The 18,127-nt window shown below is 57.7% G+C and carries 14 protein-coding genes; 9 read left to right on the top strand and 5 right to left on the bottom strand.

Going from position 1 to position 18,127, the window contains the following annotated elements; genetic code table 11:
* The first annotated feature begins 15 nt into the window (after positions 1-15).
* The 5 genes from AC13DD_RS10020 (at position 16) to AC13DD_RS10000 (ending at position 4,303) form a co-directional block, all read left to right on the top strand.
* Positions 16-1,386, top strand: coding sequence for an HDOD domain-containing protein (locus AC13DD_RS10020; protein WP_273045787.1), 1,371 nt, complete (start codon positions 16-18; stop codon positions 1,384-1,386).
* A 201-nt stretch (positions 1,387-1,587) separates the two neighbouring features.
* The gene (gene adk, locus AC13DD_RS10015; RefSeq protein WP_008176153.1) at positions 1,588-2,241 is read left to right on the top strand and encodes an adenylate kinase; all 654 of its coding nucleotides are present in this window, start codon (positions 1,588-1,590) and stop codon (positions 2,239-2,241) included.
* 31 nt (positions 2,242-2,272) lie between these two features.
* Positions 2,273-2,968 carry a tRNA (adenosine(37)-N6)-threonylcarbamoyltransferase complex dimerization subunit type 1 TsaB gene (gene tsaB, locus AC13DD_RS10010; RefSeq protein ID WP_219122992.1) on the top strand — a complete coding sequence of 232 codons (696 nt, stop codon included), beginning with the start codon at positions 2,273-2,275 and terminating at the stop codon, positions 2,966-2,968.
* A 133-nt stretch (positions 2,969-3,101) separates the two neighbouring features.
* Complete coding sequence (locus AC13DD_RS10005; RefSeq protein WP_273017379.1) at positions 3,102-3,464, top strand: UDP pyrophosphate phosphatase; 363 nt, start codon at positions 3,102-3,104, stop codon at positions 3,462-3,464.
* Entirely contained in the window at positions 3,464-4,303 is an 840-nt protein-coding gene (locus AC13DD_RS10000; RefSeq protein WP_482931094.1) for a class I SAM-dependent methyltransferase, read from the top strand. The genes AC13DD_RS10005 and AC13DD_RS10000 overlap by 1 nt, the downstream gene beginning before the upstream one ends.
* A 6-nt stretch (positions 4,304-4,309) precedes the next feature.
* Here the strand turns inward: AC13DD_RS10000 and plsB are convergent, their stop codons facing one another.
* Entirely contained in the window at positions 4,310-6,778 is a 2,469-nt protein-coding gene (plsB, locus tag AC13DD_RS09995; protein WP_273017380.1) for a glycerol-3-phosphate 1-O-acyltransferase PlsB, read from the bottom strand.
* A 153-nt stretch (positions 6,779-6,931) separates the two neighbouring features.
* Between plsB and nudC the strand changes: the two genes are divergently transcribed.
* Positions 6,932-7,747 (top strand): NAD(+) diphosphatase, encoded by an 816-nt coding sequence (nudC, locus tag AC13DD_RS09990; RefSeq protein WP_273069288.1) that lies wholly within the window; start codon positions 6,932-6,934, stop codon positions 7,745-7,747.
* On the top strand, positions 7,744-8,607 hold the full coding sequence (gene murI, locus AC13DD_RS09985; protein WP_008176140.1) for a glutamate racemase: 864 nt from the start codon (positions 7,744-7,746) through the stop codon (positions 8,605-8,607). The genes nudC and murI overlap by 4 nt, the downstream gene beginning before the upstream one ends.
* Here the strand turns inward: murI and AC13DD_RS09980 are convergent.
* The 4 genes from AC13DD_RS09980 to AC13DD_RS09965 all read right to left on the bottom strand — a co-directional run bounded on the left by AC13DD_RS09980 (position 8,585) and on the right by AC13DD_RS09965 (position 14,712).
* Positions 8,585-9,592, bottom strand: a complete 1,008-nt coding sequence (locus tag AC13DD_RS09980; RefSeq protein WP_008176138.1) for a DUF2156 domain-containing protein — start codon at positions 9,590-9,592, stop codon at positions 8,585-8,587. The two genes, murI and AC13DD_RS09980, sit on opposite strands and share 23 nt — an antisense overlap.
* 48 nt (positions 9,593-9,640) lie before the next feature.
* Positions 9,641-10,294 (bottom strand): class I SAM-dependent methyltransferase, encoded by a 654-nt coding sequence (locus AC13DD_RS09975; protein ID WP_041645012.1) that lies wholly within the window; start codon positions 10,292-10,294, stop codon positions 9,641-9,643.
* 233 nt (positions 10,295-10,527) lie between these two features.
* Positions 10,528-12,702, bottom strand: coding sequence for an EAL domain-containing response regulator (locus tag AC13DD_RS09970; RefSeq protein WP_339622959.1), 2,175 nt, complete (start codon positions 12,700-12,702; stop codon positions 10,528-10,530).
* A gap of 24 nt (positions 12,703-12,726) precedes the next feature.
* Complete coding sequence (locus AC13DD_RS09965) at positions 12,727-14,712, bottom strand: HDOD domain-containing protein (protein ID WP_286802356.1); 1,986 nt, start codon at positions 14,710-14,712, stop codon at positions 12,727-12,729.
* Positions 14,713-14,919: 207 nt separating this feature from the next.
* Here AC13DD_RS09965 and AC13DD_RS09960 point away from each other — a divergent pair, with 207 nt between their 5' ends.
* Both AC13DD_RS09960 and AC13DD_RS09955 read left to right on the top strand, forming a co-directional pair.
* Positions 14,920-16,245, top strand: a complete 1,326-nt coding sequence (locus AC13DD_RS09960) for a MinD/ParA family ATP-binding protein (protein WP_092030381.1) — start codon at positions 14,920-14,922, stop codon at positions 16,243-16,245.
* Between the two features lie 222 nt (positions 16,246-16,467).
* The gene (locus tag AC13DD_RS09955; protein ID WP_092030262.1) at positions 16,468-18,003 is read left to right on the top strand and encodes a fatty acyl-CoA reductase; all 1,536 of its coding nucleotides are present in this window, start codon (positions 16,468-16,470) and stop codon (positions 18,001-18,003) included.
* Positions 18,004-18,127: the final 124 nt, after the last annotated feature.

Here is an 18,127-nt window from a genome sequence, read left to right as displayed (position 1 = left end):
CAAAGGGAGTAAGCTGTGGCTCTGGCTGCACGATTGGAACGTTTTCTCGCCCGCAAGGGCATCACTTATCGGGAGTTGCCGATAGATCAGGTCACCAGCCTGGATGCGGCAGTGATTGCCTCGGGGATGTCTCAGGACAGCTTTGTACAGGCCACTCTGCTGATCGACATTACCGGTGTCGTGATGGCCGTGCACAAGTTCGACAGTTCCCTGGACCCGGATGCCGTTCACCAGCTGACCGGTCGCCGTCTTCAGCCGCTGACCGCACGGCAGACCATGCGCCTGTTCAGTGACTGTGATCCCGGCTTCACCCCGCCCATCGGACAGGCTTACGAGCTGCCCGTTATCGTGGACGAGGATGTGATGCTGGCGGATCAGGTCGTGTTTTCCAGTGGCACTGATCATTCCCTGCTAGAGATGGATGGCCGATCCTTCCGTCTGGCCCTGGCCGGTGCCAGGGCGGGCCACCTGGTTATCCGGGGGCCGGGTAACGGCAACCGCGAGGCGCTGACGCTCGAGGAAGTGGCCGACAAGCTACAGAAACTTTACCGTCTGCCCCCCATGCCGGCCCTGGCGCTGCGTATTTTGCGGCTGACTGCCAACACCGATGCGACGGCTCGTGAGCTGGCAGAGCTGATCGAGTTTGATCCCAGTCTCACGGCCCAGATCATGCGTTACGCCCGTTCTGCACTGTTCAATTATCCCGGCCAGGTCAATTCGGTGCAGGAGGCGGTCACCCGTGTGCTGGGCTTCGATCGTGTGGCCCACATCGCCCTGGGCATCGCCTCCGTTCGTGCCTTTGAAGTACCCCGTCACGGCATTCTCGGCATGGACAATTTCTGGCGCCACTCCCTGTACTGCGCGTTCCTTTGCCAGATCATTGCGCCGCGATGTGGCGCCGAAAAGGGGCTGGGCTATCTCTGCGGCCTGTTGCACAACTTTGGCCTGTTGCTGGTCGGGCATCTGTTCCCGGCCGAATTTGATGAGCTCAATGAGCTTCGCGAAGCGAATCCTGAAGCCAGCATGCACTCGCTTGAGCAGCAGGTGTTCGGGCAGGGCAATGGCCAGGAAATCCTGTCGGTGGGCCATGGCGCTATTGGCGGTATCCTCCACCGTTTATGGCAACTGCCTGATCCTGTGGTCAAGGCGGCTGGCGTGCATCAACAATCGGGTTACCATGGCGAGCACGAGAACTATGTTTTGATGGTACAGCTGGCCAACGCCCTGTTGAAGGACCGCGGTATTGGCGATGAATTCAATGCCGACGACGTGCCCGCTTTGCTGGAAGGCCTGGGACTGACGCCCAATGTTGTGGAAGAACTGAATGCTGAACTGGATCGTGTGGCTCCGGATCTGGACGCACTGGCCAGCTCCCTGTCATCCTGACACCCTGTCGTTATTCGCTGGGAAATACGGACTTCCGGTGCATGATACGGAGGTCGACTTTCTCTGACGTGGCTGACTTCGTATAATGCGCCTTCGCCGATTTCGGCTGACACCTGTTCCGTGCAGGAGAGGCTGTCGCAAAGGCACGGGTTTTTGCCACAGCTTTTCAAATGATAATGACTAAAACGGGAGCACAGCGTTATGCGAATCATCATGTTAGGCGCGCCGGGCGCAGGCAAGGGAACTCAGGCCCAGTTCATTACTGAACGGTTTGATATTCCCCAGATCTCCACCGGTGACATGCTGCGTGCGGCGGTGAAAGCCGAGTCCGAGCTGGGCAAGCAGGTAAAGGAAGTCATGGCAACGGGCGGCCTGGTGTCTGACGACATCATCATTGCGCTGATCGAAGAGCGAATCCAGCAGCCTGATTGCAAGAACGGTTTCCTGCTCGACGGTTTCCCGCGGACCATCCCCCAGGCTGAAGCTCTGAAAGACCAGGGAATTGCCATCGACTATGTGGTCGAAATTGCCGTGGATGACGAAGAAATTGTCAGCCGTCTGTCCGGTCGCCGGGTGCACGAGGGAAGCGGTCGTATCTACCACGTGAAATACGATCCGCCCAAGGTCGAGGGTAAGGATGACCAGACCGGAGAACCGCTGGTTCAACGTGAGGACGACAAGGAAGAGACGGTTCGCAAGCGTCTGAAAATCTACCACGACCAGACTGCACCGCTGGTTGGCTACTACCAGGACTGGGCGTCGAAAGAGCCGGCCGCGGCACCGAAATACGTCCGTGTCGAGGGCGTTGGCAGTCTGGACAGCATTCGCGACCAGATCCTGTCTGAACTCAAATAAATTGGCATCCTGACCTGAGGTTTTCACACCGGTGAAACTGTTGGCACTGGATACGTCATCGGAGGGCTGCTCGGCAGCCCTTCTTGTTGATGGCGAGATCTCCGAACGCTTCGAGCTTGCCCCCAGAGGCCATACCCGGCTATTGATGCCGATGGTGCGGGAGCTTCTGGCGGAGAAGAATCTTGCTCCGGCAGAGCTTGATGCCCTGGCCTTTGCCTGCGGGCCGGGCTCTTTTACCGGTGTCAGGATCGCGACCGGTGTTGTGCAGGGTCTTGCCTGGGGGCTGGACATTCCGGTGGTGCCGGTGTCTTCACTGCAGGCCGTGGCGCTGGGTGCCATGGATGCTCTGGATCCTCACGAGGAAACCGGTATTGCGGTAGCCTTCGATGCCCGCATGGGCGAGGTGTATTGGGGCTGCTTCGCTGCCCGGGCAGGACTGCCTGAGGCGTTGGCTTCGGAACAGGTGTGTCCACCCGAGGCAGTCACACTGCCAGCGGGCCCCGAGCGCTGGTGCGGAGCAGGGCCGGGCTGGCAATACCGCTCTGCCATGCCAGCGGAGGTGTCAGGGCGCGTTGATCCCATCGATGAAACCCTGGTGCTGCGAGCAGCCTGGGTCGCGCGCCTGGCGGTGATCGCATTCGGGCAGGGCAAGGCGGTGCCGGCGGAGCAGGCTCAACCTGTCTACATCAGGGATGAAGTGGCCTGGAAAAAACTGCCTGGTCGATAGTGACCCCGGCCGCCCGGTCTGATCCGGGCAAACCGCTTTGGGTAAAAACTGACCAGCTGTCTTTTCTTCCGTGCGATAATCTTCCATACTTCCATTTCACGTTTTCCTGTCATCCGGCCAGCGGTATCTGAACATGATTGGCGGAATTAACCCGGGTAACAATTTAAATTTCCAGACCGGCAACAACAGTCTGGTCAGGGAGCGCAGCGATGCGGCCCGTGCGCCGGCATCAACGCCCGAAAAAACACCTGACGCGGCCCGCCGTGACCTTGCCGATGGCAATCAGGGTGTTGTCAGCGACCGCAATGCGACCGAAAGCCTCGAGCGGCGTGTAGAAGCCCGTCGTGCCGCTGAAGACGCCCGTCTGGAGCGGTTCCGCGCAGACGAAGTGTCCCTGCCAGCCGCCAGGGCGCTGTCGACCTTTGCCTCTGTTGCCGCAGCCGGTCAGGAAACTGGCGGCAATGGTAGCCTGGCCGGAATTGATATTCTGGTCTGATGCCTGACTCGTCCCCGTCCGCTCCGTACGCCCGCTCTGAACGTTTCCAGAACATCGTCGCTGTTGCCCGCAGTGCATTGGGTGACCGATTGCAGGCCGATGCTCTTGCCGATTCGCTCGGGGTCCCGAATCTTGGTGTCGTCCGCCCCAGAGACATCCGCGACTTCCCGGTTTTACTGTTCCTGGATGAGCAGGGCCTTGGCCTGGAGATGACTGGCAAAGGTGCGCCGGGACCGGTGCGTGCAGAATTCGTGACCGGCAAGATGGGGTATCGGCGGGAGCGCGGCGGTGGCGCGGGCCAGTTGGTGGCCAAGGCGGTCGGCTTGCAGAAAACACGGGCCGCATTGCATATCGTTGATGCGACGGCAGGGCTTGGCCAGGATGCCTTTGTGCTTGCCAGCCTTGGCTGCACGGTTACCCTGTTCGAGCGTAACCCGGTCATTCACGCTCTCTTGGCCGATGGCCTTGCGCGCGCAGCCCTGAATGTGGATTGTGCGGCCATTGTCGAGCGCATGCGACTGCTTGAGGGCAGCAGTATTGAATGGCTTGCCCGACCAGGCACCGAGGCGGCGGATGTTGTCTACCTGGATCCGATGTTTCCGCATCGGGACAAGTCGGCCCTGGTAAAAAAGGAAATGCAGGTTTTCCGCACTATCGTAGGAGACGACGAGGATTCCGCACAATTGCTCGCGGCCGCTCTGGAGCGCGCCCGTTACCGGGTGGTGGTCAAGCGGCCCCGTAAGGCATCGGCCATTGAGGGAGCGGAGCCAACCACCCGCATTGAGGGCAAGAGCAGCCGCTACGATGTGTACGCCATCCGGGCGCTGCCACCGCAGTAAATGCCATCAGGCACCCAGCATGGTGACCTGCTGGATTGCCTGTCGCTTCTCGACGCTCAGCACCAGGCGGGCATCGTCCGCCACCTCATCCAGCCCCTCCCCATAGCAGAGCAGGCCATTGTCATCGGTGGTGATAACGCCATTGTTCTGCATATTGGCAATGAAGTTGCGGAACAGGCTCTTGTCGAAAAACTCCGGCGCATTCAGGCCGAACAGGATCGACATCCGCTCGGCCAGCAGCGCGCTCTGTTCTTCCAGTTCGGCGGCGCTGATCTTGCCCGAGCCGTATTTGCGGAGAATGCCCAGAGCGATGTGGTAGCGCTCTACCGTCTGGATGATGAAGCGGGACAGAACCCTGAGCCTCAGCATGGCTTCGGTACCTTCCTCGGGTCGACCGATCCGGTCATCGTCCAGGGGCTTCAGCAAGTCATGTTCGATGAGAACATCAATCCACTGATTGATGACCTTCCTGGCTTCATCGGGCTGGTATTTCAGGAACAGTTCCGATTGCAGGTAGGGGTAGGCTACGCTGGCGAGGAACACAATCTTGTCCCGGCCCAGCGAATCCTTGTTCTCGAAAAGGCTGGCGATCAGTGAGGGCAGCGCAAACAGGTGCTGGATGTTGTTCCGGTAATAGGTCATCAGGATTGCGTTGCTGCCTTCGAGGGCAATAATGTCACCCAGCTTCTGCGGCTGGCGCGTCACCAGGCCCATGCCTTCACAGTAGGCGATCCAGTCTTTGCCGGCCCCCTCGGGCAGGGTTACCGTTTCCGCATACGGGAAAGCCTTTAGCAGGGCGGCGTATTGATCCATCAAGCGGATCAACTGTCCCTCGTCCATGGCCAGTCGCTCGGTGCCAAGAAGAACCGTGGCGGCCATGCCGATCGGGTTTACCGCAACTGACGCGTTGATGTTCGACGCTACCCGGAAGGACAGCTCTGAAACCGCGCTGTTAAGCCACTTCGGACGATACTCGGCGTCGTAGGCCTCGTCGCGCCAACTACCGTGAACATCGTCCAGAACCTCAGACAAATGAATGGCTTCGCCAAAGTTGACTGAAACCCGACCAAAGGAGTTACTGAGTTTGCGAACGGTCTTGGCAAGACCGAATACGCTTTCTTTTTCCTTTTTCTTGCCACGAAGTTCACCCAGGTAGGAGCGGCCTTCCATCACTTTCTCATAGCCGATGTACACGGGCACGAATACGATGGGTTTGCGATGGTCCCGAAGGAAACTGCGTACGGTCATTGCCAGCATGCCGGGGCGGGGCTGCAGCATGCGGCCTGTGCGGCTTCGGCCGCCTTCGATGAAATACTCGACGGAATAGCCCCGGGAGAACATCACGTGCATGTACTCATTGAACACGGTGGCGTACAGCGGGTTGTCCTTGAAACTGCGGCGCATAAAGAACGCCCCGCCACGGCGCAGGATCGGGCCGACAATGGGCATGTTGAGATTGATCCCTGCGGCGATGTGCGGAGGCATCAGGCCATTCTTGTAAAGCACGTAGGACAGCAGCAGGTAGTCGATGTGTGAACGATGGCAGGGCACGTAAACCACGGCATTGTCTTGCGCCACTTCCTTCACCACCCGGATATTGTTGATGGCAATGCCGTTGTAGATCCGGTTCCAGAGCCATGACAACAGCACCTCCATGAATCGAATCGTGACAACGGACATGCTCGCCGCAATCTCATCCGCATATTTGTAGGCCTTGGCGCGGACTTTCTCAGGTGGTATGTCGTCTCTGGCAGCGGTCTCCCGGATGGCTTCCTTGACCGCCTGGGTGCGCACCAGACCTGCCACCAGGGTACGGCGATGGGACAAGTCTGGCCCCAGTACCGCCTGGCGAACCCGGCGGAAGTGGGTTCTCAGGATCCGGGCCAGCTTGCGGTTGGCCCGCTCCTCGCTGTGCCGGTATTCGTCGATCACCTGTTTCAGTGAGAGCGGTTGGTTAAACTGAACGTAGGTGTTGCGACCATGAACCATGATGATCAGTAACTTCTGAAGCCGGCCGGCGATGGACCAGGTGTCGGACAGCAAAAGTTTTACCAGGGACTTTTCCTTGTCCGGGGAGCGCCCCCAGAACAGGGACACTGGAACAATCTGTACGTCCTGGTCCGGATGTTCGAGACCGTAGCGAACCAGGGCCTGAAACTCGTTCGTGGGTGCCGGCGCCTGACGCCCCCTGAAAAAGCCACCGATCCGGCGATAGAGGAAAAAGAAGGAGTGGGACGGGCCGTTCTTCACCGGAAGGGCTTCGGTGGCGCCAGGAAGTCCTGCACGGATAACTTCCTGCTCCAGAACCAGGCGGCTCGACAGCGAGCTGTATTGCAGCACGTAGCAAACCGGTTTGTCGGGATCCAGGGCGAGGGCTTCAACGCTGTTGCCGCTGACATCAGTCCGGACCCAGATAAACAGTATCTTTCGGAAAAGGGTCAGGATCAGGCTGCGAATGCCCTGGTAAAGACGCATAAATGGCAACTCCGTTGACGAAACAGGTGCCAAGTTTACTTGGTTGAGTACAGTGCGGAAAGGTGGACCTTTCATTCTTGGCCGGTGCGGCAATGTGGTACATTCCCGATTGATCTTCCAATAACCCAGTTGATGCATCGAATGGTGATCGCAATGACTCAGTGGATACCGGGCTGGACGACCCGCCGGCCGGAAAACGGCGATCTGATCCTTGCGCTGTCGGGATCGGGTGTGGTCAAGCCCGATAACGGCTGGCTGCACAGCGGCGACAGCAGCCTTTTCCGGGGCGAATTGTCCGATTCCGTATCTCTGGGCAGTTACAATGGGTGCGGTGTATTCGTGACCGAACTGCCGGACAGCGACGTCGGTAATCAGGAGGTTGTACCGCTGCGGGATGCGCTTTTGATGGTTAGCGATGCGCCGGCGGATATGCTCAGTACCGGCTTTCAGGTCTGGCAATGGTGGCGCGACCACCGATTCTGTGGCCGCTGCGGCGAGGAAACCGGTTTCCATCCGCGTGAGCGGGCCAAGTGGTGCGAACCCTGTGGCATTCCCTGGTACCCGAGGCTGGCGCCCTGCGTGATTGTCGTCATACGCCGGGATGATCGGCTTCTGCTCGCGAAGTCCTCGCGGGTCAAACGGCACTTCTACAGCCTCATCGCCGGTTTTGTTGAACCGGGTGAGAGTCTGGAAGGCGCTGTGCACCGTGAAGTGAGAGAGGAGACCGGGCTGGACGTCACCAATATCCGCTACCACGCCTCGCAACCCTGGCCATTCCCCCATCAGCTCATGGTCGGCTTCTTCGCCGATTACGCAGGAGGCGAGCTGGTTCTCCAGGAGGACGAGCTTGCCGATGCCGACTGGTTCCTGCCGGGCGATACGCCACCGGTACCACCGGAAACCACCATTTCTGGCCGATTGATCCGGGCCATGGAACACGAGATTTCCCGGGGAGGCATTCCGGTTTGAGCAGGCAGTCACCTCCAAGGGTTCTGGTGTTTGACTCCGGTGTCGGTGGTCTGAGCGTTGCGGCCTGCATTCACCGGCAACTGCCGGGACTGGAGATCGTCTATCTGGCAGACAACGCAGGCTTTCCCTATGGCGACAAATCCGAGGCGGTTGTGATCGACCGTTGTTGCGGTCTGATCACCAGAGCGCTTGAGCTCTACCCGTCAGACGCCATCGTGGTGGCCTGCAATACCGCCAGTACCGTGGTCCTGCCGCATTTACGTGCGATGACGGCGGTGCCGGTTGTGGGGGTGGTGCCGGCCATCAAACCGGCGGCAGCAAAGTCCGTGAATCGGCGAATGGGGCTGCTGGCGACACCGGCAACGGTTCGCAGACCTTATCTCGACAGGCTGGTCGAGGAATTCGCTGGCGATTGCAGGATTGAGCGTATTGGCCATCCGGGGCTGGTGCGCTGGGCAGAGGACCTGGTTTCCGGAATCGAGGTTCCGCTTGCCGAGCTGAGCGAAGCCATGAGGCCTTTTAAAGAGGCCGGTGTGGACACCGTGGTGCTTGGTTGCACTCACTATCCACTGTTACTGGAGAGTCTGAGGGCGAGTCTGCCGACGGTTCGTTTCTGGGTGGACTCGGGTGAGGCCATTGCCCGACGGGTAGCCTGGCTGTTGGAACAGACCGGTCGGCTTGATGTTGCTCAAGGCCCAGTTGCCAGCGCAGGGAAACAACCTGTGAGCGCTGCGCTGTTTTCAGGGCCGGCACCAAAGGGCATCGCGCCCTTCATGGCGGGCCTGGGGCTGGAGGCCAAACGGGTGAGCGAACACTGGCCTGGAGAGCCCCTAGGGGCTACAGCAACCGGGTCAGCTTGAACATGGCGAAAAACTCCAGCGCCGGAATCGACCGTTTGTGACAACAGTAGGTCTTGAAGTTGTCTCCCCTAAAGCGCGACTTTGTAAACTCCAAGCCTTTGAAGTTGTATAGAAAATTGCCCTTCTCGTAGAGCCCGTGCAACAGGCGTTTCAACAGCCTGCTCTCCTGATGCTCTGTTGCAGGATCCAGTGACAGGGGTATCAGTCCGAGATCCAGATAAGGCACGCCTTCCGCCTTGAAGACCTCCATCGCATGAGCCATCAGGGTATAGAAAATGCCCTGTCGGAAATCGGCGTTGGCCCGGGAGATATTGGGCACGTAGCTGATAATCTCGTTGTTGCGATAAATCGGGTCAAAATAGATAAACCCTACGGCCTTGTCGTCCTGATAGGCGTAGAAATGCCGTTCGTTTTCGCGATAGTCCATTTCCATGGGACGGATCAGAAAGCGGATTTCATTGCTCTTGCATTTGCGGGTTCGAATCCAGGCCTCGGATATTTCACGGGTGTGATCGTCACTGAAACGCTCTTTCACCGTAATCCCGTTTTTTTCTGCCTGGTTCAAAGCGGTTCGCAGGATCTGTTTTTTCTTCCCGCTGAGTGACCAGCGGCCCAGATCGATGCGGGATTCGCTGCCAAACTGGGTGCCGTAGAGACCAAATCGCAGGTGCAGGAAATCGACGACGGGCTTGGAGACCTGGATGTAACTGGCGTTTGGAAAGCGCTGGTGGAAGCTCTCCAGCAGGTTGCCAAAGTCTTCCGGCGCACAGACGGGATCCGAGAGCACGAAGGTGCCGCCCCATTTGCGCATGTAGGCGATATACCCCATGCCCGGTACATCAAAATATTGCATGCCCGGTTGGAGCGTTGAAAACGATTGGGAATGGGTACCGTACTTCTTCAGGAAGCCGACCCGCTCGGTAAACGTGAATGAGCCGCTCTCAAGTGTGCCAACCCTGTCCAGTGCGAGTATCTGATCCGACATGCTGCTGCTCCCTGATTGTTTTTGTTGGGTGAATCTCTAGCAAAGTGCTCAGGCCTGCTTGCGTCCGAGAATGGACCAGTAGCAGTTCATGTTCAGGAGCTTGAAGTGCTTCTTGTCCGTGACCTGAAGGCCCAGCCGCTGCATGTGCTCGGGGTAGTTGTAGATTTTGTGGAAGGCATTGTTGGCGAACAGCCAGAAAATGAAGACGGCCATGTACCAGTAAAGCTTCTTGAACATTCTGGAAAGCAGGTTGCCAGTGGGGTAGGAAAAGTCACCAACAACGACCCGGGCGTCGGCTTTGCCCAGCCGTATCAGATGTTCGAGGACCCGGACCATCATGTCTTCATCGAACACGTTCAGGAAGAAATTGGCCACGACCATGTCGTACTGCTCGAACTCATCTACTTTCATGATGTCGCTGTGAATGCGTCGGATCGTGAGGTGTGGCGCCTCTTTTTCCTGAGCTTCGGCAAATTTCCGCAGCATGGTTTCGGACAAATCCACCACGGTCACGTCTGCACCCAGCTCGGCCGCCCGAATGGCGTCCCGGCCATGGCCAACTCCGGCAAACAGAATCCTGTCTCCGGGCCGGACGGTTTCCACATCCAGCATGGCGGTTTTGCAGCGGTGAATATTCTTGCCGCTATAGAGATTGCTGAGAAAATCGTAGACGGGACCGATGTATTTGTACTTGTCGCGCATGATGACTGCTGCCTGTTCTTGTTCCTTGGATGCTGTCACCGTTTTTGTCGTTATTGGTCCGAGAATGTCGGACATTCCGGTAATCAGCGCCTATGGATTCGAGCTTAGAGAACAGGGTGGGAGAAATATGTGCAGTAATGCGCATTTCAGGATACATAAAGTAACGTACTGCAATACTTTGCAAACCCTATCGCGCTTTTATATCGGAGTGTCTGACAATCGATAATCGTATGTCAGAATGAGGCAGCTTTGGCCCTGGTGGATCCGAGAGTTCTGGAAATCTCGGCGGCGGGCCTGGCAGGGCCGTAGAAGAAACCCTGGACCTGGTGGCAACCCAGGCTCCGCAGATAATCCAGTTGCTCGTCGGTTTCCACGCCCTCTGCAACGATCTCCAGCTTGAGTCCATGGGCCATGGCGACAATGGCGTTTACGATGCATGCACCGTCGTCGCCACTGCGGATGGCTTTCACGAAAGACTGGTCGACTTTGAGGGTGTGAATGGGTAGGCGATGCAGGTAATTCAGTGACGAATAGCCTGTGCCGAAATCGTCGATCGCTATCCGGACACCCAGAGCTGCCAGTTCCCGGAGCTTCTGGGAGATCTGTTCCAGATCGTTCATGATCACGTTTTCAGTGATTTCGATTTCCAGGTTGCCGGCCGGGAAGTTGTGGGCCTTTACCTGCTGCATCAGGGTTTCTACAAACCGCGGATGCTCAACCTGGATGGGGGACAGGTTGACGGCCAACCGGAGGTGGGTGTGGCCCTCCCGGATCCAGCGGCCGACATCCTGGCAGGCCTGGTCGAGAACACGCTCACTGAGCAGGCCTATCAGTTTGGTTTCCTCCGCCAGGGGCAGGAAGTCTCTCGGGTAAAGCAGTCCCCGCTCCGGGTGCTGCCAGCGAACCAGGGCCTCAAGACCCACGACCCGGTTGGTTGTTGAGCACACCTGGGGCTGATAGAACACTCGCAACTCGTCCCGTTCAAGGGCCTGACGCAGATCCCGCTCGAGGTTCAGCCTGTTGGCCGTATCGATACTCATGCTGTCGGAATAGAAGCGGTAACCGTCCTTGCCCTTGCCTTTGACGTGGTACATGGCAATGTCGGCGTTCTGGATCAGCTGATCCATGGTCTCGCCGGCCTCGGGGAAGATTGCGATGCCGATACTGACACCTACAAATACTTCGTGATCCCCCAGTTGAAAAGGTGCCCGCAGGGCATCAATCAGCTTCTTGGCGATCTGTCTCGCGTCTTCGTGATTGTGGATGGAGGGCAGGAGCAGGGTAAATTCGTCGCCACCGAACCGGGAAAGGGTGTCGCCCTTGCGCAGGCATTTCTCGAGCCGGTGAGTCACTGCCTGCAACAGCCGATCTCCCATCGCGTGGCCGAGGGTGTCGTTGATGACCTTGAAACGGTCAAGGTCCAGAAACATAACCGCCAGCTTCTGGCCACCACGGTTGGCGTGGGTGATCGCCAGCTCAAGTCGGTCCTTGAAAAGTGCACGGTTCGGCAATCGCGTTAAAAGGTCATGGTAGGCCTGGAAATTGATGAAGGCCTCGGCTTCCTTCCTCTCGGTAACGTCACGAGCGGTCCCATAATAGGTGGCGCCGTTGCCACTGCCGCCTCCTTGCGTGTTACCGGAGTGCGGCCAGGTTTGCGGATCGATGGGAAAAGCGGTTATCTCGAAATGACGGGTTGCTCGCCGGCTGCCACGGGTTTTAAGGCGGACTTCCAGGGTTCGAGGGTTATCTGCAGTGATGTTTGGTCCCTTCAGGGCCAGTGTCCCGCGGGTCACGTCCCGGTCGTCGAGAATGTGGCGGAAATGCTGGCCGCAAAGTTCCGCTGGCTTATATCCGAGCAGGCTTTCTACCTTGCTGTTCACGAAGCAAAAGTGACCGTCCTGATCAAGCATGAACACGATGTCAGGAGAGCTGTTAACGATGTAACGATGCAGCGCCTCGGATTTCTCCAGCCGCATCTGGATATGCTCGTGGGCTTCGAGGAGTGACTTTTTTCCGATCACGCTCTCAACGGTGGCCAGCAGTTCCTCAGGATCAAAGGGTTTACGGATGTAGTCCAGGGCGCCCCGCCGCAGTGCTCGGCTCACAGCACTGAACGAACTTTCGCCGCTGACCACGATCACGCCGCAATCCGGCTGTCCGATGGCAAGGTGTGCCATAACGTCGAAACCTGTGACCTCGGGCATCCGGAGATCCAGCAAGGCCAGGTCGAAGGTTTGCTGGTCGATCAGCTCGCAGGCTTTTCGGCCCCCGTGAGCTTCCGCAACGTCATAACCCCGGCTACGCAGCAGCGAAGCCAGTGTATTGAGCAGGCGGGGTTCGTCATCTGCTACCAGTATCCGTGCCGTTAACCCGTGACTGAAAGGCTGATCAGTATGTTCAGGTGCCATCGGTCTGTGTCCGTTGTTTCTGCGTCAGTCGGTCTCATTCTTTTTGTGGCTGGCCGCTGGAAGCAGAATCCTGAAGGTGGTCCCTTCCTGCCCCGTGCGACAAGCAATGATGCCCTCCATGTCATCAACGAGCTGTTTCACAATGCTCAGGCCCAAACCGCTGTGGCCCTCTCCCTTTGTGGTTTTCACCGGTGAAAACAGGGCGTCCCTGACCTCACCGGGTATTCCTCTGCCTGTGTCCGAGATTTCCAGCTCAACCCAGGTTCGGTGGTTCTGCCACACTGGCGAAGACGTCCGTATTTCAACCGTGCCGCCATCATCCGCCAGGCTTTCCGCCGCATTTCGAACCAGATTGATCACAATCTGCCGAATCCTCGTGGGGCCAGCCGCAACCCGCGTTGGCTCGCTGCAAAGCGATAACCGAAGGCTGCGGCTATCTGAGCTGAACAGACTATCTTCAAGGATACGAGCCAGACTTTCCAGTTCGGCATTGAGCTCAACCCCGTCATCGCCCTGATCCACGGAGTCAGTATGGCTCATTTGCAGTAAAAGATTGCCCGCCCGATCCAGCTCATCCCGGATTACGTCCAGCTCCTGCTGGACACCAGCATCTTCAAGCCTGCCTCGCAGCTGGTAAATATACTGTCGGATTATGGTCAGTGGGTTGCTGACTTCGTGAACCTGTTTACGCAGCCGGTCGCGGGCGATCTCCTGATCCAGGCCCTCTGTACTGGCTTCGGCATCGGTTTGGGCCGGCACCCGGTCTGCCAGTACCGATGCCAACTGAGCCGTGAAGATATCGGCCAGTTCCAGGGTTGTTGGCAGATGCTCGTTGTCTGTGCCCAGGGCGAAGACACCAGGGCAGTCCCCGCCATTGTTAACCGGTACGGCAAGTATGGAGGGCGTATGGAGCAGTGACAGCAACTGTCGGTCGAGTACTGTTGGGGATCGATCACCAAGGCTGACTGGCAGGCCAGAAATAAAGGCTTCCGTAAGGACGCTGCCGCCGGGCTTGGCGGTGACCGCCAGGTCAGGGATGTCGCCAATGGTCCCGGACAGGAGCACAAGGTTTTCGCCTGTGTGCCCAAAGCACAGCGCCGGCAGGCCGGTGATCAGCGTTAGACTGTTGACCGTCTCGGCGAGAATGTCCTCGGTTTCTCCGGTCAGATCGGCAAGGTTGATCGCCTGGTTCGCCATGGCCTGGCGCAGAATTGTCTGTTTCAGCTGTCGAGAGGCGCTCTCGCCGCAATAATTTTCGTCCAGAGGAATCCCCAGCGATGCAGCCATACCCGAGACTTCGTGGCCGATGCGGCGATTTATCTCCCGGGTCAGTTCCTCGTTCAGCCCGAATACCGTGCCTGCCGCTGCAATGCCGGCGGCATCGGAGAGTGCCAGTCGGGTGGCCAGGCTGATCAGCTTCACCAGATGTCCGGCATCCCGTAGCTCCGAGGATAGTGCCTGCTGGTAGCGCATGGCATCGGCGGCCATTGGCCCCAGCCCCCAGGAGGCAACGAGTTCCGCTGCGATGTCGGACTGATGATCAAGATAGTGTTGCTTCGCCTCGGTGGCTGGCGTTTTAATAGCGATCAGCTCGCCAATGTTGTGAAGCATGCCCAACATGAAGGCTTCGTCAGGCTCCGGATAACGGGTCAGCGTTGCCAGGGCCCGGGCGGTCAACGCGGTGGTCAGCGAGTGTCGCCAGAAATCTCTGAGTTGTTGCCATTCGTCACCGCCCAGCTCGAATAGCAGTTGGCGCAGGGCTGCGGTCAGGACCAGCGTGTGAAAACGTCGGGTGCCAAGTCTCAGGAGTGCCTGGTCGACGGAGCGGATCGGAGTAGAAGGGCCGTACAGGGCGGAGTTGGCCAGTGCCAGGATACGAGCTACCAGTGCGGTATCGGCAGACACAATTTCGCTGATTTTCCGGTAGCTCTCGTCCTGATGGCAAGCCTCGAGCGCCCGCAAGGTGACTTCCGGAAGACTCGGTAGCTGTAGATCAGGCGCAATGTGCATAGGCTTACCTGCCGTGGGGCGAATCAATTCATTAACTGACGGAGCGTTCATTCTTATTGTCGGAAAAGAGCTTAGACAATAATCCGTCGTTATTAAATACTTATTGCTCTTTTTTTAAGCAATATATTATCTGATTCGTGATATGTGTAGAATTTTTACAGGTTAAAATACAGAAAACCGAAAAATCAGGGACCTAGATTGCCGGTGATGAACGCCAGAGAACCTGTCAAGCACAATCCGAACCAACCTCGCACCATCGCCATAACGGGTGGCAAGGGTGGGGTGGGCAAGACCTCGGTCGCCCTGAATCTTGCGCTCACCCTCGCAAGGCAGGATAACCGCGTTCTGTTGCTGGATGGCGACACCGATCTGGCCAACGTCAGCATTATGGTTGGCCTTTATCCGAGAAAAACCCTTGCCAATGTGATGGCCGGAGAGTGTCGTCTTGAGGACATCATCTTGAAGACCGACTACGGCCTGCATATTGTTCCGGGGGCCTCCGGCGTGCAGGAATGCATGGATATGGGGCCAACGGAGAGCCTTCGCATACTCCGGGCACTGTATAACCTGGAAAACCGCTACGATTACGTCATTACCGACACGGCTGCCGGGCTTCAGGCTGCCGGGCTGCATATGATTGCCGCGACAGAGCTGGCCTGCATGGTGGTGACCCCGGACCCCGCGTCCCTTACCGACGCCTTTTCGCTGATCAAGGTTCTCCGGCGCAGGGGCTATAACCGGATTCCGAGCATTCTGGTGAATATGGCCCAGGGCGCCAGTCAGGCACGGTCCGTGTTCCAGCGCCTGGACGCCGCTGCCCAGCGCCACCTGGGAATCTCGCTCCACTATATGGGTGGTATCTGGCGGGACGAGACCCTTCGGCAGTCGGTTCTCAACCAGAAGCCGGTCGCGCTTCTGCCTGTTTCAGACCCTTCCTGCCGCCAGTTTCATACCCTCGCGGATATGCTTGATGTGCGGCTGTCCCAGTTGCCGAGACGAAAGGCTGGTATTGCAGCCTACTGGCACAAGGTGTCCAAACGAGGATCCGAGAGCCCGCTCAAAACAGTTACCAAGCCGGAGCCCGAAACCGAAAGTGAGGCTGATACCCTGAAAGATCGGTGCCTGCAGGCCGTGGGTGAGATTGAGTCTGTTTTTAATGCGGGGCCGATCGATCCTATGCTGCGTTATGAAGCATTTACCCGTCTTTTTGCACTGCTGGGGAGCACGCTGGACAGTGATGCCGTCGAGATTGTGCAAACCGGTCTCGGGTCGTTCCAGTGGGAGAGTCTCAGCCCCGAGCGAAAGAATCATCTGGCCATTCATCTTCGCGAGCTGGCGGACCAGATTTCACCCCTCGAACATAAAGCGGAGCCTGCCGAGCCGCCCCAATCCGTCCTCCGCGAGCCGTTTTACGATCGCATCAGCTTTGGTGAGCAGGATCGTCTGGTGCGCATACTGAAGGAACAGCCTGCAGATATCTCGCTGGATCAGCTCTTGCGATCTCTCTCCGGCAATGACCAAAGCAGCTCCTGATAGGCAGAAAAACCTACCTTCTTTTCCGTCATTTTTTTTACACTTTTTGTAGCGTAAGTTTGCTGTGTGTCACCGCTCTGTCACCAAAGTTGTGCAAGGATTGAGCACAAATCTGAATCGTGGCCCGCAATATGCAGCACATCTGTCGAATCTGATTCGCAAACTTTCCTCTGGTTGGCGGGTATGCGGCGACAACGAATTGAAATGAGAAGGAGTTCTCCCATGGCAACACAGCAGCTGAATCCCGAGGCGTCATCAAAAGTACTTGAGCGGCTCCGGGGCAAGCACGTTCTGATTACCGGCACCACGGGCTTTCTCGGCAAGGTGGTTCTGGAAAAGCTCATTCGCGCCGTTCCGGACATAGGCGGCATTCATCTGCTGATCCGTGGAAACAAACGTCACCCCGATGCGCGGGATCGTTTTTTTGAGGAGATCGCCACGTCGTCAGTCTTCGATCGTCTTCGCCAGGACGACAACGAGGCTTTCGAAACTTTTATTGAAGATCGTGTGCATTGCGTAACCGGGGAAGTGACCGAGCCTTTGTTTGGTCTGTCCGCTGACCGTTTCCGAAAGCTGGCTGGCGGCATCGATGTGGTTGTCAACTCCGCAGCCAGTGTGAACTTCCGGGAAGAGCTCGATAAAGCGCTTGCCATCAATACCCGTTGCCTCGACAACGTGGCCGAGCTTGCGCGACAGAACAAGTCGCTGGCGGTGCTGCAGGTTTCCACCTGCTATGTAAACGGCATGAATTCCGGACAGATCACGGAGACCGTGATCAAGCCGGCAGGTGAGGCCATACCCCGGAGCACTGAAGGTTACTATGAGATCGAAGAACTTGTCCGGCTGCTGGAGGACAAGATAGCGGACGTGCGTTCCCGATACTCCGGCAAGGCACTGGAAAAGAAGCTGGTGGACCTTGGCATCCGTGAAGCCAACCATTATGGCTGGAGTGATACCTATACCTTTACCAAGTGGCTCGGTGAGCAACTCCTGCTCAAGGCCCTGTCCGGGCGGGCACTGACCATTGTGCGCCCATCCATTATTGAAAGTGCACTCGAGGAACCCGCGCCAGGCTGGATTGAAGGCGTGAAGGTGGCGGATGCCATTATCCTTGCGTATGCCCGCGAGAAGGTTACGCTCTTCCCTGGCAAACGCGCTGGGGTCATCGATGTTATTCCCGTGGATCTGGTGGCCAATGCCATCATCCTGGCGGCGGCTGAAGCCGTTGCTGATTCGCCACGTCACCGGATTTACCAGTGTTGCAGTGGCAGCTCCAACCCGGTTTCCCTTGGGCAGTTTATTGACCACCTTATGGCGGAATCCAAAGCCAACTTCGCCGAATACGATCAGCTGTTCTACCGACAGCCGACCAAACCCTTCATTGCAGTCAATCGCAGACTTTTCGATGCCGTCGTAGGTGGGGTGCGCATTCCACTGAGCATTACCGGGAAGGTTCTGCGCATGCTGGGCCAGAATCGCGAGTTGAAAGTGCTCCGGAATCTGGACACGACACGCTCGCTGGCGACCATTTTCGGTTTCTACACCGCGCCAGACTATATCTTCAGGAATGATGATCTGCTGGCCCTGGCATCGAGGATGGGTGAGCTGGACAAGGTGCTGTTCCCGGTAGATGCCCGCCAGATTGACTGGTCGGTCTATCTGCGCAAGATCCACCTGGCAGGCCTGAACCGATACGCCCTCAAGGAGCGCAAGGTTTACAGCCTGCGCTCTGCCAAGGCCCGAAAAAAGGCAGCGTGAACCCAGGAGCCCGGTCGCAACGACCGGGCTTTTTTATGCGTGGTCGTTTCCTTCCCGGGTTTGCCATCGGCTCCAATCCAACTATCCTTTAAAAAGCTTCTCGTTCGGCGCAATTTACCGTTGT

This window comes from Marinobacter sp. L-13 (assembly GCF_056857715.1).
Note: the sequence above shows the minus strand (reverse complement) of the source record. Positions and strands in the feature narration are given on the sequence as shown.